Source organism: Gordonia sp. BP-119, assembly GCF_016924115.1.
Taxonomy (GTDB): domain Bacteria; phylum Actinomycetota; class Actinomycetes; order Mycobacteriales; family Mycobacteriaceae; genus Gordonia; species Gordonia hongkongensis.
Map to the genome: position 1 here is coordinate 1 of NZ_JAFFZF010000004.1, position 19,863 is coordinate 19,863.

Consider the following 19,863-nt stretch of genomic DNA (forward strand, 5'->3'; position numbering starts at 1 on the left):
CGCCGGGGCCGGGGTCTCCGCCGGTGCGGGTGCGGGCTTGGGTGCGCCCGGCTTCGGCGCGTTGGTGCGCGGGCCGGGGCTCGGACGGTCGGCGACCGGCGCCGACGGGGTTGCGGGTGCACCGGGCTTCGGTGCGTTCGTGTTGCCGGACGGCTTGGGTCCGGGCTTGGCGCTCTGGCGCGGGCCGGGGGCCGGGGACGACTTGGAGTCCTTGGCTCCCCCGTCCTTGCCGGGGAACGATTCACGCAGTCGACGGGCCACGGGGGCCTCTACCGTCGACGACGCCGATTTGACGAACTCGCCTTGCTCCTTCAGACGCTCGAGCACCTGCTTGCTCGTGACGCCGAGCTCTTTGGCCAGTTCGTGCACGCGGGCTTTGCCTGCCACTGCTCTCCTCACTTGGAGGCCAAGCGGCTCACCCGCTACGGCCTCGATTTAAGTCCGGTACATGCTCATCGTGACTTCACGGTGTGCTCATGTCTTCTGCTACCTGTTCCGGCTCCGGGGAGCCATCCTCTGGTGGGTGATCGCGCCGAGCTGTTCGGTGAGATCGTCCGGGTCCACGGTCAGACCGGGGGTCCGGAGTGCCGCGGCGAAGGCCCGGCGTCGCGTCGCGGTGGAGATGCACTCCGACCGCGCGTGCAGCCACGCGCCTCGTCCCGGCATGGTCTTCGCGGGATCGACCACGACTGTCGGGGTGTCACCGCACAGCTGTGCGACGACACGGACCAACTCGCCGGCCTCTGCCCGCTGCCGGCAACCGATGCACATCCGGATGGGTGTGCCGCCGGCTCGCGAACGGGGGGCGGATCGCTGAACCATCGATCAGTCTAGCGCGAGCGGGCCCGGCGGGGACAATCGGCCGCTGCGCGTCACTCCGGCCCGCCCTCGGCCGCCGGCGCGGCGTCGGACCGGATGTCGATCCGCCACCCCGTGAGCCGGGCCGCGAGCCGGGCGTTCTGGCCCTCTTTGCCGATGGCCAGCGACAGCTGATAGTCCGGGACGATGACCCGCGCGGCCTTGGCGGCGGCGTCGACGACCGTCACCGAGACAACCTTCGCGGGCGACAACGCATTCCCGACGAAGACCGCCGGGTCGGTGTCGAAGTCGATGATGTCGATCTTCTCGCCGGCGAGTTCGCTCATCACGTTCCGTACGCGCTGGCCCATCGGACCGATGCACGCGCCCTTCGCGTTGAGGCCGGCCACGCCGGTGTGCACCGCGATCTTCGACCGGTGGCCGGCCTCGCGCGCCACGGCGACGATCTCGACGCTGCCGTCCTCGATCTCGGGCACCTCGAGGGAGAACAGTTTGCGCACCAGGTTCGGATGGGTCCGGGACAGGGTGATCTGCGGACCGCGCGGTCCGCGGCTCACGCCGACGACGTAGCACTTGATCCGGTCGCCGTGGGTGTAGACCTCGCCCGGCACCTGCTCGGCCGGCGGGATGATCCCCTCCGTCGAGTTGGCGTCACTGCCGATCTGGACGACGACCATCCCGCGCGCATTGGCGCGCGAGTCCTGCTGCACGACGCCGCCGACGATCTCACCCTCGTGGGCGACGAGGTCGCCGAAGTTCTTCTCGTTCTCGGCGTCGCGCAGGCGCTGGAGGATGACCTGCCGTGCGGTCGTCGCCGCGATGCGGCCGAAACCCTCGGGGGTGTCGTCCCATTCGTGGACGACGTTCCCGTCCTGGTCGACCTCCTGCGCCATCACGCGGACGGCGCCGGACTTGCGGTTGACGTCGACACGGGCGTGCGGTGCAAAACCGTCGGTGTGTCGGTAGGCCGTCAGCAGAGCGGTCTCGATGGCGGTGATGACGGTCTCGATCGAGATGCCCTTGTCGGCCTCGATCATGCGCAGGGCGGCGATGTCGATGTTCATGTCGTCGGTCTCCTATTCACTTGTCGTGTTCATTTGTGGTGTTCAGTTGTCGCGCGGCGGGGGCGCGGCGCGCTTCGATCTCGTCGGGTTCGAGGCCGCACAGTTCGAGCTCGCGGACGCTCGGCTGAGAGAAATCCACCTGCACCACGGCTTTGGTCACCGAGGCGAGGTCGACGGTCTCCACCGCGATCCGCCCCTTGTGGTTCGCGACCACCTCGACCGCCGGCGCCGGGTCGTCGAGCAGCCTGCCGATGCGTCCGGCGACGGTGCGCGGCTGCGATCCGGGTCCGCCGTCGACCTCCACGACGACGCGCCGACCGGTGTTGCGACGCCAGTGCCGGGGCAGGGTCAGCGGGCTGTCGACGCCGCGCGAGGTGACCTCGAGCACATAGGCGAGGTCGGCGAAGTCGGGCGTGGCGTCGAGGAGGTCGGAGATCTCGGTGCTGAGTCCGGCGAGGACGTCGAGGTCGCTGCCACCGTCGCGGTCGACCACGATCGACAGTTCCTCCTGGCCGTCCCGGCTGCGCACCGTGATGTCCTCGAGGTCGAATCCCCGCTCGGCGACGAGCTTTTCGACGAGTTCGCGCACCTGCGTCGGGCTGATCGGCATGCCACTCCCCTCGTCTTCAGTTGTCGGGCCGTGCCGGGTCTCGCACGACGTTGCTCCGAACATCCTAGTGGATCGATCGCGCGGAGAACTGCTGGCATGATGTCCCGGGTGAGCATGCCCCCGATCGAGCGACGGACCCTGCGGCACCCGATCGACCGGCGCACCGCCTTGCGCGGCGGACTCCTCGCGGGCGCCGTCGTCGTCGGTGCCGGGGCGGCCGGCGTCGGACTGACCGGTTGCGATTCGTCGCCCTCCGCGGAGACCCTGCTGGCCGAGAGCCTGGTGCCCCTGGTGCGCTCGGCGTCCGCGGACGAGAGCACCGCGCGCGCCCTGGTCGCCGTCGAGCCCGCCTACGCCACCGCACTCGGTGTCGTGGCCGATCAGCGCGCCCAGCACGCTCGCGCACTGCGCGAGGAGATCATCCGGCTCGACCAGGAGGTGGCGGCGACACTCGACCGTCCCGCCACCTCGGCGACCGCCTCGACATCCCCGGCGGGTGCCCCACCGGCGGCACCGTCCCTGGCTCGACTTCGCGTCGATCTCGACGCCGCGGCCGGGCAGGCCCGCCGGGTCGCGCTCGGCGCCGCCGGGTACGCAGCCGGGCTGACCGGGTCGGTCGCCGCGGCCGTCACTTCGATGCGAGAGGTGCAACTGGCATGACGTCCCCCGTGAACACACCGGCGTCGAACTCACCGGCCGCGCAAGCAGATCCCGACGACCCGTTGGTCGTCGCCGCCGAGACCGAGAACGCCGCGATCTTCACCTACGGCGTCATCACCGCCTTCGTCGCCGCCTCCCGTCGACGAACCGTCGCCGAGTACGCCGACGCCCATCGCGCCCGACGCGACGAGATCGACCGGACGATCGAGGCGGCGGGGAACACACCGCCGCTGGCGGCCGCCGGCTACACGCTGCCGGTCGAGGTCACCGACCCGACCACGGCGGCCCGCGCCGCGCTCGGCGCCGAGATCGACTGTGCGAGCGCCTATCGTGCGTTGCTGGAGCAGGCCGACGACGAGACCGGACGCCGGATCGGCGCCGACGGGCTGTCGGAGAGCGCGGTGCGCGCCGCGCGCTGGCGGGTGGCTCTGCAGGAGAGCCCGGTCACGGTGGCGTTCCCCGGGTCTCCCGCAGACGGCTGAGCCGCCTCAGCCGCGGGCGGCCGCCACCACCGCGTCGACCGCGGTGTCGACCGCGACCTCGGTGGCCTCACCGGTGAAGCGGTCGCGGATCTCGATGGTGCCGTTGGCATATCCGCGACCGACGACCACCACGGTCGGCATCCCCAGGAGTTCGGCGTCCTTGAACTTCACTCCGGGCGACGCCTTCCGGTCGTCCAGGAGCACCTCGAGACCGGCCGCGTCGAGGTCGGCGGCGAGCTGCTCGGCGCCGGCGACGGCGGCCTCGTCCTTGTTGGCGATGACGAGGTGAACCGCGAACGGCGCCACCGACTTCGGCCAGCGCAGGCCCTTGTCGTCGTGGGACTGCTCGGCGATGACCGCGACGAGGCGCGACACCCCGACACCGTAAGAACCCTGGGTCAGGCGGACCGGCTTGCCGTTCTCGCCGAGGACGTCCACCTCGAAGGCGTCGGTGTACTTCTGGCCGAGCTGGAAGATGTGCCCGATCTCGATGCCCTTGGCACTCACCAGCGGTCCGGCGCCGTCCGGCGACGGATCGCCGTCGCGGATCTCGGCGGCCTCGACCGTCCCGTCGGGCGTGAAATCGCGGCCGGCGACCAGACCGACGTAGTGCCGGCCCGGCTCATCGGCGCCGGTGATCCAGGACGTCCCCTCGACCACCCGCGGGTCGACGAGGTAGCGGATGCCGTTCTCGGCCAGCGCCTTCGGTCCGATGTATCCCTTGACCAGGAACGGGTTGGCGGCGAAGTCGGCGTCGGTGAGCAATTCGACCTCGGCGGGTTCGACGGACGCCTCGAGACGCTTGACGTCGACCTCGCGATCGCCCGGAACACCGATGCCGGTGATCTCCCAGTCACCGCCCGGCACACGGAGTTTCACGAGCACGTTCTTGAGGGTGTCGGCGCCGGTGTACTGACCGTCGAGCGTCGCGTTCGCCCAGTCGACCAGGCTGTCGATCGTCGGGGTACCGGGCGTGTCGTGGACGACCGCCGCGGGCAGGTCGTCGTAGGGCAGCGGGTCGGGCGCGCGGGTGATGACCGCTTCGACGTTGGCGGCGTAGCCGGATTCGACGCATCGCACGAACGTGTCCTCGCCGACCGCCGACTCGGCCAGGAACTCCTCGGAGGCGCTGCCACCCATCGCGCCGGAGGTCGCGGCGACGATGACGTACTCGATCCGCAACCGCTCGAAGATCTTCTGATACGCCTCACGGTGCGCGTTGTAGGCGGTCTTGAGTCCGTCGTCGTCGAGGTCGAAGGAGTAGGCGTCCTTCATCACGAACTCACGTCCGCGGAGGATGCCCGCGCGCGGCCGTTCCTCGTCGCGGTATTTGGTCTGGATCTGGTAGAGGATGACCGGCATGTCCTTGTACGACGAGTACTCGCCCTTGACCAGCGTCGCGAACAGTTCCTCATGGGTCGGGCCGAGGAGCATGTCGGCACCCTTGCGGTCCTTGAGGCGGAAGAGCGAGTCGCCGTATTCGGTCCAGCGGTTGGTGGTGTCGTAGGGCTCGCGGGGCAGCAGGGCGGGCAGCAGGATCTCCTGGCCGCCGATGGCGTTCATCTCCTCGCGGACGACGTTCTCGATCGCCTTCAGCACGCGTAGACCGAGCGGCAGCCACGAGTACACACCGGGCGCGACTCGGCGGATGTAGCCGGCTCTGACCAGCAGCTTGTGGCTGGGGACCTCCGCGTCGGCGGGGTCGTCGCGCAGGGTCCGCAGGAACAGGGTCGACATGCGTGTGATCACGACCAACCAGCTTAGTTATGGTGTTGCGGTGCTCGTCATCCTGCCTCCCTCCGAGACAAAATCCGACGGCGGGCGCGGCGCTCCCCTGGATCTCGACACGCTGTCCTTCCCCGAGCTGAACCCGGTCCGCAAGCAGGTCGCCGACGCGCTCGTCGCCCTGGCCGCCGACCTCGAGGCCAGTCGTACCGCGCTCGGGCTCGGCGCCACCCAGCTCGACGAGGTCGACCGCAACGCCGACCTGTGGCTGTCCCCCACCCGGCCGGCTCTCGAGCGCTACACAGGCGTCCTCTACGACGCCCTCGATCACCGGTCGCTGACCCGGGCGGGCAAGACCAAGGCCGCCGACCGGCTGGCGATCGGGTCGGCGCTGTTCGGTGTCGTGCGGGCACCGGATCCGATTCCCGCGTATCGACTCTCGGGCGGGTCCAAGCTGCCCGGGATGCCGACCCTGGCGGCGCTGTGGAAACCGGACCTGTCCCCCGCGCTGGACGCGGTCGACGACTTCGTCGTGGACCTGCGCTCGGGCGTCTACCACCAGCTCGGTCCGATGCGCGGCGCGGTGACGGCGACCGTGATGACCGAACAACCGGACGGCTCACGCAAGGTGGTCAGCCATTTCAACAAGCACTACAAAGGTCTGATGGCCCGCGAGCTGGTCCGCACGCGGCGTTCCGTACGCGACGTGAACGGTGTGGCCGCGGTCCTCGCCGACGCCGGGCAGCGGGTCGAGATCGAAGCGCCGGACCGCATCGTCGTACTGACCGACTGACCCGGCACCGAGGTCCGCGACGCTACTGCGCGTCGAAGTCGAAGAGGGTTGCGCCACCGGGCTCCACGGTCTGCAGGACGGTCGCCCGTCGCGGCGTCACCCGGTAGACGTACCAGGGCGGCGGGCCGGCCGACGGCGCACTGAAGTCGGCGGTCAGCGCGGCACCCGACTCGTCGACGCGGCACGGCCACCCGTCGCTCACCCACAGCTCCAGCTCCGCCATCTCGGCGACGACGGCGGGCTCGGTGACCAGGTTCGCGTCGCCCTCGACCACCAGGTCGGCCTCGTCGAGTGCCACCGACAGGGTGCAGCGCGGGTCGCGGGCGAGGTTGCGCGCCTTCCGGGTCGACGGACCGGTCTCCAGCCATATCGCGTCCCGATGCCACAGCGCCCCGATGCCGGTGACGTGCGGGCTGCCGTCGGCGTTGATCGTGGCGATCCACCACGTGTGCCGGTCGGGCCCACCGGTCCCGGGTGCCTGGGACACCCCGGCGGTCAGTCGGGCCGCGACGGGCTGCCAGTCGAGCGTGCCGATGTCGTAGAGCTCAGCGAGATTCTTGGCCTCCATAGCGGGACCGACCGTGCGTCCGCCCGGAATTCATCGCCGGGTGTCGGACCCCGGGGTGCTCGTATCGGCGTCGAGCCCGGCGTCGGCGGCTTCCTGGGCGGCCTGTCCCTCGGCGACCTGCTCCGGCGTGAACCGCATGAACAACACCACGACCGCGGCGAGGACGGCGATGCCCGCGCAGGCGGCGAAGGCCAGCCCGTAACCCTCGGCCTGCGCGGCGAGCTGGGTGGGGTTCATCGTCTCGACCGGCGCGGTGGTGCCGCCTTTCGACAGCGCGCGCGAGGTGACCATCGCACCGACGACGACCAGGCCGACGGCCCCGCCGAGGTTCTGTGCGACCTGCGCGAGCGCGGTCAGGGGGCCGATCTCGGTGGTGCCCACCCCGGCCACCACGGACAGGGTCAGCGGGATGACCGCCAGACCGACGCCGAAGCCGATCACGACGACGGGGACGAAGATGCTCGGGAAGTAGTCCGGTGAGTCGGTCGCGATCGACGATGCGTAGAGGCAGCCGACGAGGATCACCGCGCCGCCGACCAGGACGAGCCAGCGCGGCTGGATCATCAGCGCCAGCTTCGACGCGATCGCCGCGGCGATGCCCAGCCCGAACGCGAACGGCACGACCGCGAGCCCGCTCTGGATCGGCGAGTACTGCAGGATGCCCTGCAGGTACAGCGAGATGAACACCGCCATGCACATCATGATCATGCTGGCGAGCAGGATGGCGAGCAGGGCTGCGACGCGTGAGCTGTTGTCGAAGAGGGAGAACGGCAGCAGTGGGTTCCGGGCGCGCCGTTCGACCACGATGAACGCGGCCAGGGCGAGGGCGCCGAGGATGAACGAGCCGACCACGACCGGCGCCGTCCATCCGTTGGGCCCCTCGTTCACCGCGAGCACCAGCAGAGTGCAACCGAGCGTGCCCAGTACTGCGCCGGGTACGTCGAGGGGCAGTCGCTCCCCCTGGGACTCCCGTAGCGCGACGATCGCCCCGACGACGACGATCAGGCCGATGGGCACGTTGATGAGGAAGACCAGGCGCCATGACAGCTCGGTCAGCACCCCGCCGAGGATGAGCCCGGCGACCGATCCCACGCCGGTCATGGCCGCGTAGATCGCGAAGGCCTGGCTGCGCGGTTTGCCGGGCGCGAAGGTCGTGGCGACCAGGGCCATGGCGGTCGGCGCCGCGATCGCCGCCGACGCGCCCTGCAGGGCCCGGCCGGCGAGGAGGCTCGCCTCGTTCCAGGCCAGTCCGCACAGCAGCGAGGTGAGGGTGAAGGCGACCACGCCGACGATGAACATCCGCTTGCGGCCGAACGTGTCACCGAGACGGCCGCCGAGGAGCATGAGACCGCCGAACGCCAGCACGTAGCTGCTGATGACCCAGTTGGCGCTGGACTCCGAGAGCGAGAGCGCGTCCCGGATGCTCGGGAGCGCCAGCGCGGCCACGGTGCCGTCGAGCACGACGAGCAACTGCATCCCGGACAGCACCAGGATCGGCAGGCCGAAGACCGGACGGAACTGCTCGCTGTTCGGAGTTCCTGTGTTCACCGTTCCAGTGTTCACGGTTCCGGTGTTCGCAGCTCCGGGAGTCGACATAGTGAACGACCGTACCGGCCGACCGCCGGGACATGCCAATCTGCGTTGATTCGGTCTGGGTTGATCTGGTCAGGCGCCCTCGGTGAACGCGGCCACGTCGCCGATGACGACGATCGCGGGCGGACGCAGGCCCTGCGCCTCCGCGACCTCGCCGGCGTGGGCGAGATCGGTACGCAGCAGACGCTGGGTCGGCAGGGATCCGTTCTCGATCATCGCGACGGGGGTGTCGGGCCGCCGGCCGCCCTCGAGCAGCGCGTCGGCGAACACCTCGACGCGTTCGACCGCCATCATCAGGACCAGGGTGCCGCGCAGCTTGCCCATGGCCGACCAGTCGATCAGCGAGTCGGGGTGGCCGGGCGGCACGTGGCCCGAGGCGATCACGACCTCGTGGGTGACGCCGCGGTGCGTCACCGGGATGCCCGCCGATGCCGGTGCGGCGATCGAGCTGCTGATCCCCGGCACCACGGTGACCCGGACCCCGGCGGCCACACAAGCCTGCAGTTCCTCGAAACCCCGCCCGTAGACATAGGGGTCGCCGCCCTTGAGGCGGACCACGAACTTGCCCTCCTTGGCCTTCTCCACGAGGACGTCGTTGATGGCTTCCTGCTTCATCGCGCGGCCGTAGGGCACTTTGGCGGCGTCGATCACCTCGACCTGCGGGCCGAGTTCGGCGAGCAGTTCGGGGGGCGCGAGCCGATCGGCCACCACCACGTCGGCCTCGGCGAGGAGCCGTTGGCCGCGGACGGTGATCAGGTCGGGGTCGCCGGGACCGCCACCGACGAGGGCCACGCCGGCGGCGTGCGGGGCGGCGTCGTCGACACTCAGCGCCCCCTCGGCGAGGGCACGGCTCATCGCGGCGCGGAGTGCGGCCGACAGTTTGTGGTCGCCGCCGGCGAGGACGCCGAACTGGACGTCGCGGTGACGGCCGGACGCCGGGGTGACGGCGGTGCCGTGGCGGGCGTCGTCGGCCCGGACGCAGAACGTGTGCCTGCGCTCGGCCTCGGCCACCACCGCCTCGTTGACGGCGGGATCGTCGGTGCAGGCCATCGCGTACCAGGCGCCTTCGAGATCACCGTCGGCGTAGCGGCGCTGGGTGACGGTGATGCCGGTGAAGGATTCGACGGCCGGGGTGGGATCGAGCGCGATGACGTGCACGTGGGCACCCGCAGCGACCAGATTGGGCAGCCGCCGCTGCGCCACCGACCCGCCGCCCACCACGACGACCTTGCGTCCGCGGAGGTCGAGGCCGACCAGGTAGTGCCCCTCGCCGGAGGGGAAAGCATCGGGCCCGGGGACGTTCGGGGGTCCTGGGACATTCGACCCCGATACATTCGACCCCGGGACATTAGACACGGCGGAGGCAGGCTCGGACATGGGAGCTGACCTTACCGGGACAGCTGATCTAGAGCGGCAACTCACCCGTCCGGCGGACGTGGGCCCACACATCGGCAGCCGGGACACCGAGCCGGTGGGCCGCGGACTGCAGGAGCGCCCCGAGCAGGCTCGACGTGCAGAACGCGGCATCCAGCGAGTCGTCGGCGTTGATCCGGATCTGGTTCCACCACAGCGGGTTCCGATCCACGGCGGCCTCGGCCATGGCGATCGCGGTGGCGAAGCCGGCAGGGGCGGAGGCGGACTTCCCAGCGCCGGTCCCCCTCACTTCGGTCACGGTCACGTCGGTCACCGGGCCCGCAGTTCTCGTGCGTGCTGGCGCTGCAGCGCCCGCTCCCGCGACTCCTCGAACTTGCGCACCTTGACGTCCATCTCCTCCAGGAACTCCGCGAGGCGTTCGCGGTAGTGCTCGCCGACCGGCCCGAAGTCGTCGCGCTCGAAGATGCGCCACTTCCGCAGCACGGGCATGACGACGTCCGACATGTGTTGCGGCAGATCGTAGATGCCGCCCTTGGCGATCAACACGGCGTTGCGCCGGAAGTTCGGCATGGTCGCGCCGGGCATCTGGAAGTTGGTCACGATCGCGTGGATGGCGGCCATGGTCTCGTCGGGAACGAGGTCGAGCGCGCCGGCGACGATGTTGCGGTAGAAGAGCATGTGCAGGTTCTCGTCGGCCGCGACACGCTGCAGCATGCGGTCGGCGATCGGGTCCCCGCATGCCTTCCCGGTGTTGCGGTGCGAGACCCGGGTGGCCAGTTCCTGGAAACTGACGTACGCGACCGCGAACAGCATGTCGAAGCTGTGGTCGCGCTGCCCGTCGTCGTCGGGCAGGGGGTTGAACCCCGACGTCATGTGCGCCATGCGGATCTCTTCGAGTTCGACCGGGTCGACACCGCGGGTCACCACCAGGTAGTCGCGCATCACGATCGAGTGGCGGTTCTCCTCGGCCGTCCAGCGCCCCACCCACCAGCCCCAGGCATCGTCGAGGGTGAAGTTGTCGGCGATCACCCGGTGGTACGACGGCAGGTTGTCCTCGGTGAGCAGGTTGGTGATCATCGCGGCCTTGGCGACGTCGGAGAGCCGGGACTGTGCCGGATCCCAGTCGAGTCCGCCGAGAGCCGCGAAGTTGCGTCCGTCGTCCCAGGGCACGTAGTCGTGCGGGTGCCAGTCGCGCGTCATCTTCATGTGCCGCTCGACCTCGGTCTCGCACACGGGCAGCAGTTCACGCAGTAGATCCGAACCGGTCATGCCGCGGTCGGCGGGTTCGGCGTCGGGGGGTCCGATGAGGGTGGTCACGTGCTCTCCTGATCACAGCGGGGGTCGTACCATCCACTCTGCGCGGCGGGACGGGTGGTGCTCGTGAGGCGAAGGTCCCGCCTGTATGGGGTCCGACGTCGCGACTTCCCGGCGCCGCACATCCGGTACTTTCAGACCCATGTCCCCTGCCACGACCGATTCGGCCACCGCCGATCCGACCCCGTCCCCGAATCCGGTCCGCGCCTACCTCGTCGACGACCACGAACTCGTCCGGCGCGGTCTGCGCGACCTGCTCGGGACCGCCGGCGACATCGAGGTGGTGGGCGAGGCGGCCTCGGTCGGCGAAGCCCTCGTCGGCATCCTGGCGACCAAGCCCGATGTCGCCGTGCTCGACGTCCGGTTGCCCGACGGCAACGGGGTCGAGCTGTGCCGGGACGTCCGCGCGGCCGAACCGGGGATCAAGTGCCTGATGCTCACGAGCTACGCCGACGACGATGCACTGCTCGCCGCGGTCCTCGCCGGCGCCTCGGGTTTCGTGCTCAAACAGATCCTGGGGCACAACCTGGTCGCCGCGGTCCGGACCGTCGGTCGGGGCGGTTCACTGCTCGACGATCGGTCCACGGCGGCCCTGCTCGCCAAGCTGCGCAACGAGAAGCAGACCGAGAAGGATCCGCTCGCCGAGCTCACCCATCAGGAGCGCGAGGTGTTCGCCCTCATCGGCGAGGGCCTGACCAATCGGCAGATCGCCGGCCGGATGTTCCTGGCGGAGAAGACGATCAAGAACTACGTGTCCCGCATCCTGGGCAAATTGGACATGCAGCGACGCACCCAGGTCGCCGTGATGGCGACCAGACTCCGCGACGGCAAGGAGTGAGTCAACCCACCAGCGGCACCGACCAGGTGAGCGTCGTCCCGCCGCCGCTGGTCCGGCCCTCGCTCGTCCCGCCCCCACTCGTCCCCCGCGGGCGGGTGACGATGCTGAACGTCCCGTCGCAGTCCTCGGCGCGGCGCGTCAGGTTCTCGAGACCCCGATAGGTGACGTCGGCGCCGATGCCGACCCCGTCGTCGCTGATCTCGACGGTCAGGACGTCGTCGGCGGTCACCGACACCGCGATGTGGTCGGCCCGCGCGTGCCGGAGCGCGTTGCTCAAGCCCTCTCGCAGGACGGCGTCGATGTGTGGTCCGAGGGAGTCCGGGACCACCGTGTCGACGGGGCCGTCGAACTCCACGCTCGGCGAGATCGACGCGTGCCCGGACAGTTCGGAGACAATGTCGAGCACCCGCCGCCGCAGCGTCGGGCCGATGTCGGTTCCGTAGGGCGTCTGCAGGTCGAAGATCGAGGTGCGGATCTGCGCGATCGTGCGGTCGAGGTCGGTCATGATCTGCTCCAGGCGCGCGGCCGCGGCGGCCGGATCGGTGGTCCCGGCCAGCAACGTCTGTACCGACATCCCGACCGCGAAGAGTCGCTGGATCACATGATCGTGCAGGTCGCGGGCGATGCGGTGCCGGTCTTCGAGGACCTCGAGATCGCGGGCGATCTGTTGCTGCTCGGCGTAGACGACCGCCAGCGAGGCGACCTCGGCGACACCGGCGAGCCCGGCGATCTCCTCGTCGTCCCAGTAGGGGCGGTTACGGTGGGTGATGAGCATCCAGCCGAACGCCCCCGATGCGCGCTGGAGGGGTTGCACCGAGGTCCAGCGGGCGCCGCCCCGTATCAGCGACTCGGCGATCTGGCCGGAACGCTGCACCCGCAGCGCCGTGGCGTCCGGCGGGATGAAGTTCTCGATCTCCACCGGATCGCCGGTGTGCCCGCGTAGTTCCACCTCCCCCGCCATCTCGGTGAGCAGGTAGACATCGACCGCGCCGACGAGACCGGCGACATCGGCGCACATCCGGGACATGGTGTCCGACAGCGCGATTCCGGCCAGCGGCTCCGACCCACGCCGGGCCAGGACCTGCATCCAGCGGTGGCGGGTGCGGGCCCGTTCGAAGAGACCCGCGTTGTCGACGGCGATCCCGGCGGCCACCGCCAGCACCGCGACGACGGTCTCGTCGACCTCGGAGAAGTCCTCCGCGGACCGCTTCTCGGTCAGGTACAGACTGCCGAACACCTCGCCGCGCACCATGATCGGAGCACCGAGGAAGGTGTGCATCGGCGGGTGGTTGGGCGGGAACCCGACCGACGTCGGATGAGCGCCGAGGTCGTGGATGCGGTGCAGGCGGGGGTCGTCGATGAGCAGGCCGAGGACCCCGCGGCCGACCGGCAGATGTCCCATGGTGGCGCGTTGCGCGTCGGTGATGCCGATGTGCACGAATTCACTCAGCCCGCCGTCCGGTCCGCGCACGCCGAGGGCACCGTACTGGGCATCCACGAGTCCCGCCGCGACCTCGACGATGCGCTGCAGCGCGCGGTCGAGTTCGACCCCCTGCCCGACCACCAGCACCGCCTCCAGCAGTTCCCGGAGCAGGGCGGGATCGTCGGCACCGTGATCGGCGAGCGCGTCGAGCGTCTCGCGGAGCCGGTGCGCCAGCATCAGGACGCCCCGGGGGCGTCGCCGACGGACTGGGGCGTCGGCACCCGCCCACTATCGGCGGATCGGGACACGAAGCGGCACAACGCTTCCGGGATCGCGGCCGGATGCAGATGCAGGTACGAGGCGTGCACTGCGGCCGTCGCGACCCCGTGCATCGACGCGCGGCCCGCCGAATCCCGCCAGGCCCAGGCCGGGGCGAGCGCGCCGTCGCCGACTCCGCTGCGGTGGAACTCGTGACCGGTGACGCGTTCGCCGGTCCGGAACAGGGCCGAGTCGCCCACGGCCACGGCATCGCGGTATCCCAGCGTCAGGGTCGGGCCGAAGTGGCCGGGGATGTCGAGGACGCCGCTCATCGGGTGCCCGTCGAGTTCGGTGCACAGGTACAGCAGGCCCGCGCACTCGGCGTGGATCGGCCGACCCGCCGCGGCGTGCGCCCGGAGGTCGGCGCGCAGGAGATCGTTGGCGGCCAGCGCCTCGGCGTGTTCTTCCGGGAATCCGCCACCGATCACCACGCCGGCCGCTTCCGCGGGCAACCGGTCCACGAGCGGGTCGAAGACGACGACGCGCGCGCCGGCGGCGGTCAGCATCTCGGCGTGCTCGGCGTAACCGAAGGTGAACGCCGCGCCCCCGGCGACCGCGATCACCGGCGAACCGGCCGACGCGGCGGGACGATACGGCGCGACGGCTTCCGCAGCCGACCAGGCCGCGGCGTCGGGGACCGCACGTCCGCGGGCGGCGGCCACGATCGCCGGCAGGTCGAGGGCGCCGCGCAGGTGCGCGGTCATCGCGTTCACGGCGGCGACCGCGTCGGCGTTGCGTTCGGCGGCCGGGATCAGGCCCAGGTGCCGGGAGGGCACCGTCAGCGACGGGTGGCGCCGCAGCACACCGAGAACCGGCAGTCCCACCCGCGCGGCGGCCTGTCGCAGCACCATCTCGTGGCGCGGCGAACCGACCCGGTTGAGGATGACGCCCGCGATCGACACCGAGGGGTCGTAGGAGAGGAACCCGTGCAGCACGGCGGCCAGCGACTGGCTGTGGCCCGCGGCGTCGACGACGAGGATCACCGGCGCACCGATGATCGACGCGACGTGCGCGGTGGAGCCGACGCCGAGCGAACCGGCATCGCCACCTGGACTGCCGCCCGTGCCGTTGCCGCTGTCGGAATCCACGATCCGGCCGTCGAAGAGGCCCATCACGCCCTCGACGACCGCGATGTCGGCGCCCGCGGCGCCGTGGGCGAAGAGCGGCGCAATGCGTTCGGCGCCCACGAGATTCGGGTCGAGATTGCGTCCGGGTCGTCCGGCCGCGACGGCGTGGTATCCGGGATCGATGTAATCGGGGCCGACCTTGAACGGCGCCACCCGGTGTCCGGCCGCCCGCAGAGCGCCGATGAGGCCGGTCGTCACGGTGGTCTTGCCGCTGCCCGACGACGGCGCGGCGATCACGACGGCGGGCGTCGACGCCCGCACGGAGGTCACCATTCGATCCCCTTCTGCCCCTTGCGTCCGGCGTCCATCGGGTGGGCGATCTTGTGCATCTCGGTCACGAGATCGGCAGCGTCGACGAGGGCCTGCGGGGCGCGCCGGCCGGTGATGACCACATGCTGGCGTCCGGGTCGGCGGGCGAGGGTGTCGAGCACCTGAGCGGTGTCCACCCAGCCCCAGTGCAGCGGATAGGTGAACTCGTCGAGGACGTAGAAGTCGTGTTCGCCGGCATCGAGACGGCGTGCGATCTCCGACCACCCGGCCCGGGCGGCGGCGGCGTGGTCGTCGTCCTGGTCGTCGTTGGCCCGCAACCAGGACCAGCCCTGACCCATCTTGTGCCATTCCACCGGCCCTCCGGCGCCGGTCTCCGCGTGCACCCGGTCGAGGGTGAGCATCGTCGACTCCTCCCCCACCTTCCATTTCGCACTCTTCACGAACTGGAACACCGCGACCCGCATACCCGCGTTCCACGCGCGCATCGCCATCCCGAAAGCGGCGGTCGACTTGCCCTTGCCGTCGCCGGTGTGCACCGCGAGGACGGGCTGATTGCGGCGCTGTCGCGTCGTCAAGCCGTCATCGGGGATGCTGACCGGAACTCCCTGGGGCACTCGACTTCTCCTCTGGTCTCAGTTCGGGGTGGCGGGGGCGGTCAGGCCGCTCCCCGCGCGGGTGCGTGTCCCGTCAGCGCGGTGGCGGACAGTTCGTCCATCGGGATCAGGCTCGCGCCGAGGTGGGCCGCGAGATCGCCGGCGAGTCCGAGCCGGACCATCCCCTGCTCGCAGTCGACGACCACGGACCCGATGCCGCGACGACGGATACCGTCCGCGGCTTCCCGCGCCCGTGCCATCGCGCCTCGTCCTGAGGTGGCACGACCGTCGGTGAGGACCACCAGCAGCGGCCGCCGGTCGGGCTCGGCGCGGCGACACCGCTGCACGACATCGGCGGCGAGCTGCAGGCCCTCGCCGAGCGGTGTCCGGCCGCCGGTACGGATCTCCTCGAGGCGGCGCACCGCGATCTCGACCGATTTGGTGGGCGGCACCGCAAGCGTCGCGGAGGAACCCCGCGCCACGACCACCGCGACGCGGTCGCGGCGGGTATATGAGTCGCGCAACATCTCCACGCAGAGTTCGGACACCGCGGCCAGCCGACGCCGGGCGGTCATCGACCCGCTGAGGTCGACCACGAAGACGACGAGGTTGGCCTCCTGGCCGACCCGTTGCGCCGACCGCAGGTCGGGGGCGGCGATCCGCACACCGCGCTCGAACCCGTCCCCGCCGCGACCAGCCCGCCCCGCGGCGGCGAGCACCGTGCCGAACAGATGCACCGGTCGGCCGGCATCGAAGTCCACCGCATGGGTGGTGTGTCCGCGACGGCTCCGCGCCTTCGAGCGGCGACCCGGGTCACCGTCGCCGAGTCCCTCGACGCGCAGGGTCGGCATGCGGCGAGCCGTCGAGGTCGGCACGGACCCGAACGCCGGGCCGGGCGCGTGCTGCGGGGCGTCGGTGTCGCCGGTCTCGGGAGCCGCATCGGGGTCGGTGTCGGGCGCCGGGCCGGTGTCGGATGCGGAGTCCGGGGCCTCGCCGCCGCCACCGGGCGGTGGTGTCTCGGGCGGTTCCGGGTCGTCATCGGGTGTGTCGGGTCCGGCCGCGTCCTCGCCCGCCGACATCGCCTCGTCGAGCTGGTCGCGGCTGAGCCCCGACTCGTCGAAGGGGTTGCGGCGGCGCCGATGCGGCAGCGCGAGCTCGACGGCCGCCCGGACGTCGACGTCCTCGACGGCGGTGGCCCCGCGCCAGGCGGCATGAGCGAGCGCGGTCCGGGCCACCACGATGTCGCCGCGGAGTCCGTCGACGTCGAGGTGGGCGCAGATCCCGGCGATACGGCGCAACTCCCGGTCCGGGAGGGCCACCGCACCCACGGCGGCTCGTGCGCTCGCGATCCGTTGTGTCAGTTCGTGTTCGGCGGCGGCGTGGGCGGCGACGAACGACGCCGGGTCGGCGTCGTATGCCATGCGGCGGCGCACCACCTCCACGCGTTCGTCGACCTCGCGGTCGGCGGCCACGTCGACGGCGAGTCCGAACCGGTCAAGCAGCTGCGGGCGCAGCTCTCCCTCCTCCGGGTTCATGGTGCCGACGAGTACGAAATCGGCCGCCATGGTGTGCGACACACCATCGCGTTCGATCGTGACCCGTCCACTGGCCGCCGCGTCCAGCAGCACATCGACGAGGTGATCGGCGAGCAGGTTGACCTCGTCGATGTACAGCACCCCGCGGTGCGCCCGGGCGAGCAGACCGGGAGTGAACTCGGCACGGCCGTCCCGCAGCACCGAGGTGAGATCGAGCGAGCCGATCACACGGTCCTCGGTTGCACCGATGGGCAGTTCGACCACGCGGCCGGTGGTGTCGTCCGTTGGACCGGGGACGCTGAGCAGCGGGCCGAGCCCGCGCACGATGGTCGATTTCGCGGTGCCCTTCTCACCGCGGATCAGGACACCCCCGATGCCCGGCGAGATGGCCGACAGGATCAGTGCGAGCTTGAGCTGCTCCTGCCCGACGACGGCGCTGAACGGATAGCGCACATCAGCGAGGGGGTCCACGGAAGCGGGGAGTTCACCGAGGGTCGTCATCGTGACCCGGCGCGGAGCATCGACACGTGGGGTATTCCGTCCTCGAGGTAGTCGTCGCCGTCACGGACGAAGCCGAACTTGCCGTACATCTCGGTGAGGTAGGTCTGCGCCTCGATCCGGCACGGGCGCTCCCCGACCTCGGCGAGCGCGGCGGTCATGAGGGTCGCCACGAGGCCGTGACCCCGATGGTTGCGTTCGGTGCAGACGCGGCCGATCCGGAAGACCTGTCCGCCGTCGGCCTCCGGTTCCTCGAGCAGACGAAGCGTCGCCAGTACCGCCCCGGGGTCTGGCCCGTCCTCGTCGCCTCCGTCGGCCCGGTCCCCACCGTCGGTGATCCAGAACTGGCGCGTCGTCGGTTCCAGGTCTCGGCCGTCGAGTTCGGGATACGGACAGGCCTGCTCGACGACGAAGACCTCGACCCGCAGCCGGAGGACCCGATAGAGCGTGGCTGCGTCCATGTCGTCGGCCAGGGCGCGGTGGACCCGCGGTTCAGGGATCATGTGTCGTGGTTAGCACACAAGGCGACCGGACTTCACCTCGCGCGATCAGCCGGCAGTGGCGGGCGCGAGCCGGCCGGTCTCGGCCGGGACCTCGTTCCGGTCGGTCAGCTGCAGCGTCTTGTTCGTCCAGTCCCACACCTGGCGGTACAGGTCGCGGTTGTCGTTGAGCTTCTGACCGAAGGACGGGATGATCGCGGTCAGCTTCGACGACCAGCCCGCGTACTCCTTCGGGAAGCACTGTTCGAGCACCGAGATCATCGCCGGCACGGCGGTCGAGGCGCCTGGGGACGCACCGAGGAGCCCGGCGATGGTGCCGTCGCCGGCCGCGACGACCGCGGTGCCGAACTCCAGCTGACCACCCATCCCGGTCTTGCGTATGACCTGCACGCGCTGTCCGGCGGTGATGAGCTCCCAGTCGGCGCCGAGCGCGCGGGGGACGAATTCCGACAGCGTCTTCACCCGGTCGGCCGGCCCGGCGGCGAGCTCGCTGATGAGGTACTTGAGCAGCCCGAACTCCTTGGGAGCGATCGACACCATGGGGAGCAGGTTGCCCGGCTTGATCGAGGCGGGCAGGTCGGTGATCTTGCCGCTCTTGAGGAACTTCGGCGACCATCCGGCGTACGGGCCGAACAGCAAGCCCGGCTTGTGGTTGATGACGCGGGTGTCGAGATGCGGCACCGACATCGGCGGGGCACCGACGGCGGCCTGCCCGTAGACCTTCGCGTGATGCTCGGCGACGAGATCGGGGTTGGTGCAGCGGAAGAACTCACCGGACACCGGGAACCCGCCGAACCCCTTGGCCTCCTTGATGCCCGACTTCTGCAGCAGGTGCAGCGCACCGCCGCCGGCACCGACGAACACGAACTTCGCGTGCACGGACAGCTTCTGCCCGGTCCGGCCGTTACGGACCTTCACGATCCAGCTGCCGTCGGACTGCTTGGACAGATTGGTCACCGAATGACCGAAGTAGATGTCGGCGCCCTGGGCGACATGATTGAGGAGCTGCTGGGTGAGCGCGCCGAAATCGACGTCGGTGCCCTGGTCGAACCAGTTCAGCGCGACCGGGTCGGCGAAGTCGCGTCCCTCCGACATCAGCGGCAGTCGCGCGGTGAACTCGGCCGGATCGTCGATGAACTCCATGCCCTCGAACAGGGTCTGGGTCGCGAGATTGTCGTAGCGCTTGCGGAGGTACTTCTGGCCTTCGGCGCCGTGGGTGAAGGCGACGTGCGGGATGGGGTTGATGAACTCCGACGGGTCACCGAGGATGCCGTTGTCGACGGCGTGGGCCCAGAACTGGCGCGACACCTGGAACTGCTCGTTGATGGTGAGCGCCTTGTCGATGTTGACGTCGCCGTCGGCGGTCTTCGGCGTGTAGTTCAGCTCGCAGAGTGCCGAGTGTCCGGTGCCGGCGTTGTTCCACGGGTCGCTGCTCTCGGCGGCGGCGGCGTCGAGCTGCTCGAACAGGCTGATCGACCAGTCGGGCTGAAGCTGTCGGAGCAGCGCTCCGAGCGTCGCACTCATGATTCCCGCACCCACCAACGCGACGTCGGTCGTGATCACCGTTTTCGACACCTGGACTCCACTTCACCTGGAGGGACACTGTGACCGGTGTTCGTCGCGGCACGTCGTCCCGGATGGCAACTTGTCGACCGGGCACTTCTCACCCGGTCCTTCTCAACCGTCATTGTCCAGCATGGCACGTCCAGCACGAGAATCGACCTTCGCAACTGTGTGCTGCACGACATCCGGGCAGTCC

20 protein-coding genes are annotated in these 19,863 nt (G+C 70.3%); 4 read left to right on the forward strand and 16 right to left on the reverse strand.

Going from position 1 to position 19,863, the window contains the following annotated elements; genetic code table 11:
- The 4 genes from JW364_RS03770 to rimP form a co-directional block, all read right to left on the reverse strand.
- Positions 1-387 (reverse strand): translation initiation factor IF-2 N-terminal domain-containing protein (locus JW364_RS03770; RefSeq protein WP_205333129.1); only part of this gene is annotated, 387 nt, incomplete at its 3' end.
- A 99-nt stretch (positions 388-486) separates the two neighbouring features.
- Positions 487-771 (reverse strand): YlxR family protein, encoded by a 285-nt coding sequence (locus tag JW364_RS03775; RefSeq protein WP_058250131.1) that lies wholly within the window; start codon positions 769-771, stop codon positions 487-489.
- A gap of 101 nt (positions 772-872) precedes the next feature.
- The gene (gene nusA / locus JW364_RS03780; protein WP_058250130.1) at positions 873-1,883 is read right to left on the reverse strand and encodes a transcription termination factor NusA; all 1,011 of its coding nucleotides are present in this window, start codon (positions 1,881-1,883) and stop codon (positions 873-875) included.
- Between the two features lie 16 nt (positions 1,884-1,899).
- The gene (gene rimP, locus JW364_RS03785; RefSeq protein WP_165630191.1) at positions 1,900-2,493 is read right to left on the reverse strand and encodes a ribosome maturation factor RimP; all 594 of its coding nucleotides are present in this window, start codon (positions 2,491-2,493) and stop codon (positions 1,900-1,902) included.
- A 96-nt stretch (positions 2,494-2,589) separates the two neighbouring features.
- Between rimP and JW364_RS03790 the strand changes: the two genes are divergently transcribed.
- A complete protein-coding gene (locus tag JW364_RS03790) occupies positions 2,590-3,153 on the forward strand; it encodes a hypothetical protein (RefSeq protein ID WP_058250128.1) in 564 nt (187 codons plus the stop codon).
- Positions 3,150-3,635, forward strand: a complete 486-nt coding sequence (locus tag JW364_RS03795; protein ID WP_068971275.1) for a ferritin-like domain-containing protein — start codon at positions 3,150-3,152, stop codon at positions 3,633-3,635. The genes JW364_RS03790 and JW364_RS03795 overlap by 4 nt, the downstream gene beginning before the upstream one ends.
- 6 nt (positions 3,636-3,641) lie before the next feature.
- Here the strand turns inward: JW364_RS03795 and JW364_RS03800 are convergent, their stop codons facing one another.
- Positions 3,642-5,372, reverse strand: a complete 1,731-nt coding sequence (locus tag JW364_RS03800; RefSeq protein WP_159371891.1) for a proline--tRNA ligase — start codon at positions 5,370-5,372, stop codon at positions 3,642-3,644.
- On the opposite strand from JW364_RS03800, the gene yaaA reads away from it, so the two are divergent.
- Positions 5,371-6,153, forward strand: coding sequence for a peroxide stress protein YaaA (gene yaaA / locus JW364_RS03805; RefSeq protein WP_189340091.1), 783 nt, complete (start codon positions 5,371-5,373; stop codon positions 6,151-6,153). The genes JW364_RS03800 and yaaA overlap by 2 nt on opposite strands.
- 22 nt (positions 6,154-6,175) lie before the next feature.
- Here the strand turns inward: yaaA and JW364_RS03810 are convergent, their stop codons facing one another.
- The 5 genes from JW364_RS03810 to JW364_RS03830 form a co-directional block, all read right to left on the reverse strand.
- A complete protein-coding gene (locus JW364_RS03810; protein WP_068971273.1) occupies positions 6,176-6,721 on the reverse strand; it encodes a pyridoxamine 5'-phosphate oxidase family protein in 546 nt (181 codons plus the stop codon).
- Positions 6,722-6,751: 30 nt separating this feature from the next.
- Positions 6,752-8,197 carry a DHA2 family efflux MFS transporter permease subunit gene (locus tag JW364_RS03815; RefSeq protein ID WP_189340092.1) on the reverse strand — a complete coding sequence of 482 codons (1,446 nt, stop codon included), beginning with the start codon at positions 8,195-8,197 and terminating at the stop codon, positions 6,752-6,754.
- A gap of 189 nt (positions 8,198-8,386) precedes the next feature.
- Positions 8,387-9,691, reverse strand: a complete 1,305-nt coding sequence (gene cobA / locus JW364_RS03820; RefSeq protein ID WP_240198617.1) for a uroporphyrinogen-III C-methyltransferase — start codon at positions 9,689-9,691, stop codon at positions 8,387-8,389.
- 28 nt (positions 9,692-9,719) lie between these two features.
- Positions 9,720-9,986, reverse strand: coding sequence for a hypothetical protein (locus JW364_RS03825; RefSeq protein WP_139104503.1), 267 nt, complete (start codon positions 9,984-9,986; stop codon positions 9,720-9,722).
- A gap of 11 nt (positions 9,987-9,997) precedes the next feature.
- Entirely contained in the window at positions 9,998-11,005 is a 1,008-nt protein-coding gene (locus JW364_RS03830; RefSeq protein WP_065628958.1) for an acyl-ACP desaturase, read from the reverse strand.
- 139 nt (positions 11,006-11,144) lie between these two features.
- On the opposite strand from JW364_RS03830, the gene JW364_RS03835 reads away from it, so the two are divergent.
- A complete protein-coding gene (locus JW364_RS03835) occupies positions 11,145-11,840 on the forward strand; it encodes a response regulator transcription factor (RefSeq protein ID WP_065628959.1) in 696 nt (231 codons plus the stop codon).
- Position 11,841: 1 nt separating this feature from the next.
- Here JW364_RS03835 and JW364_RS03840 read toward each other — a convergent pair whose 3' ends face one another.
- Genes JW364_RS03840 through mqo form a run of 6 tightly spaced genes read right to left on the reverse strand, consistent with a single transcriptional unit; the run spans position 11,842 to position 19,679 of the window.
- Positions 11,842-13,500, reverse strand: a complete 1,659-nt coding sequence (locus tag JW364_RS03840; protein WP_065628960.1) for a GAF domain-containing sensor histidine kinase — start codon at positions 13,498-13,500, stop codon at positions 11,842-11,844.
- Entirely contained in the window at positions 13,500-14,981 is a 1,482-nt protein-coding gene (locus JW364_RS03845; protein ID WP_065628961.1) for a cobyrinate a,c-diamide synthase, read from the reverse strand. Before JW364_RS03845 ends, JW364_RS03840 begins: the two co-directional genes overlap by 1 nt.
- Complete coding sequence (cobO, locus tag JW364_RS03850) at positions 14,975-15,592, reverse strand: cob(I)yrinic acid a,c-diamide adenosyltransferase (protein ID WP_065628962.1); 618 nt, start codon at positions 15,590-15,592, stop codon at positions 14,975-14,977. Before cobO ends, JW364_RS03845 begins: the two co-directional genes overlap by 7 nt.
- Before the next feature lie 41 nt (positions 15,593-15,633).
- On the reverse strand, positions 15,634-17,607 hold the full coding sequence (locus JW364_RS03855) for a VWA domain-containing protein (protein ID WP_068971267.1): 1,974 nt from the start codon (positions 17,605-17,607) through the stop codon (positions 15,634-15,636).
- Positions 17,604-18,107 (reverse strand): GNAT family N-acetyltransferase, encoded by a 504-nt coding sequence (locus JW364_RS03860; protein WP_068971266.1) that lies wholly within the window; start codon positions 18,105-18,107, stop codon positions 17,604-17,606. The genes JW364_RS03855 and JW364_RS03860 overlap by 4 nt, the downstream gene beginning before the upstream one ends.
- A 45-nt stretch (positions 18,108-18,152) precedes the next feature.
- The gene (gene mqo / locus JW364_RS03865) at positions 18,153-19,679 is read right to left on the reverse strand and encodes a malate dehydrogenase (quinone) (protein WP_065628965.1); all 1,527 of its coding nucleotides are present in this window, start codon (positions 19,677-19,679) and stop codon (positions 18,153-18,155) included.
- Positions 19,680-19,863 lie beyond the last annotated feature (184 nt).

Excerpts from the sequence above, each read along its gene's own strand:
- JW364_RS03810 (WP_068971273.1), bottom strand. The coding sequence starts at position 6,721 with ATGGAGGCCAAGAATCTCGCTGAGCTCTACGACATCGGCACGCTCGAC.
- JW364_RS03800 (WP_159371891.1), bottom strand. The coding sequence starts at position 5,372 with ATGTCGACCCTGTTCCTGCGGACCCTGCGCGACGACCCCGCCGACGCG.
- JW364_RS03835 (WP_065628959.1), top strand. The coding sequence starts at position 11,145 with ATGTCCCCTGCCACGACCGATTCGGCCACCGCCGATCCGACCCCGTCC.
- JW364_RS03775 (WP_058250131.1), bottom strand. The coding sequence starts at position 771 with ATGTGCATCGGTTGCCGGCAGCGGGCAGAGGCCGGCGAGTTGGTCCGT.
- JW364_RS03860 (WP_068971266.1), bottom strand. The coding sequence starts at position 18,107 with ATGATCCCTGAACCGCGGGTCCACCGCGCCCTGGCCGACGACATGGAC.
- JW364_RS03845 (WP_065628961.1), bottom strand. The coding sequence starts at position 14,981 with ATGGTGACCTCCGTGCGGGCGTCGACGCCCGCCGTCGTGATCGCCGCG.
- nusA (WP_058250130.1), bottom strand. The coding sequence starts at position 1,883 with ATGAACATCGACATCGCCGCCCTGCGCATGATCGAGGCCGACAAGGGC.
- JW364_RS03815 (WP_189340092.1), bottom strand. The coding sequence starts at position 8,197 with ATGCAGTTGCTCGTCGTGCTCGACGGCACCGTGGCCGCGCTGGCGCTC.
- rimP (WP_165630191.1), bottom strand. The coding sequence starts at position 2,493 with ATGCCGATCAGCCCGACGCAGGTGCGCGAACTCGTCGAAAAGCTCGTC.
- JW364_RS03840 (WP_065628960.1), bottom strand. The coding sequence starts at position 13,500 with ATGCTGGCGCACCGGCTCCGCGAGACGCTCGACGCGCTCGCCGATCAC.
- cobA (WP_240198617.1), bottom strand. The coding sequence starts at position 9,691 with ATGTCCGAGCCTGCCTCCGCCGTGTCTAATGTCCCGGGGTCGAATGTA.
- yaaA (WP_189340091.1), top strand. The coding sequence starts at position 5,371 with ATGCGTGTGATCACGACCAACCAGCTTAGTTATGGTGTTGCGGTGCTC.
- JW364_RS03790 (WP_058250128.1), top strand. The coding sequence starts at position 2,590 with ATGATGTCCCGGGTGAGCATGCCCCCGATCGAGCGACGGACCCTGCGG.
- JW364_RS03855 (WP_068971267.1), bottom strand. The coding sequence starts at position 17,607 with ATGACGACCCTCGGTGAACTCCCCGCTTCCGTGGACCCCCTCGCTGAT.
- JW364_RS03795 (WP_068971275.1), top strand. The coding sequence starts at position 3,150 with ATGACGTCCCCCGTGAACACACCGGCGTCGAACTCACCGGCCGCGCAA.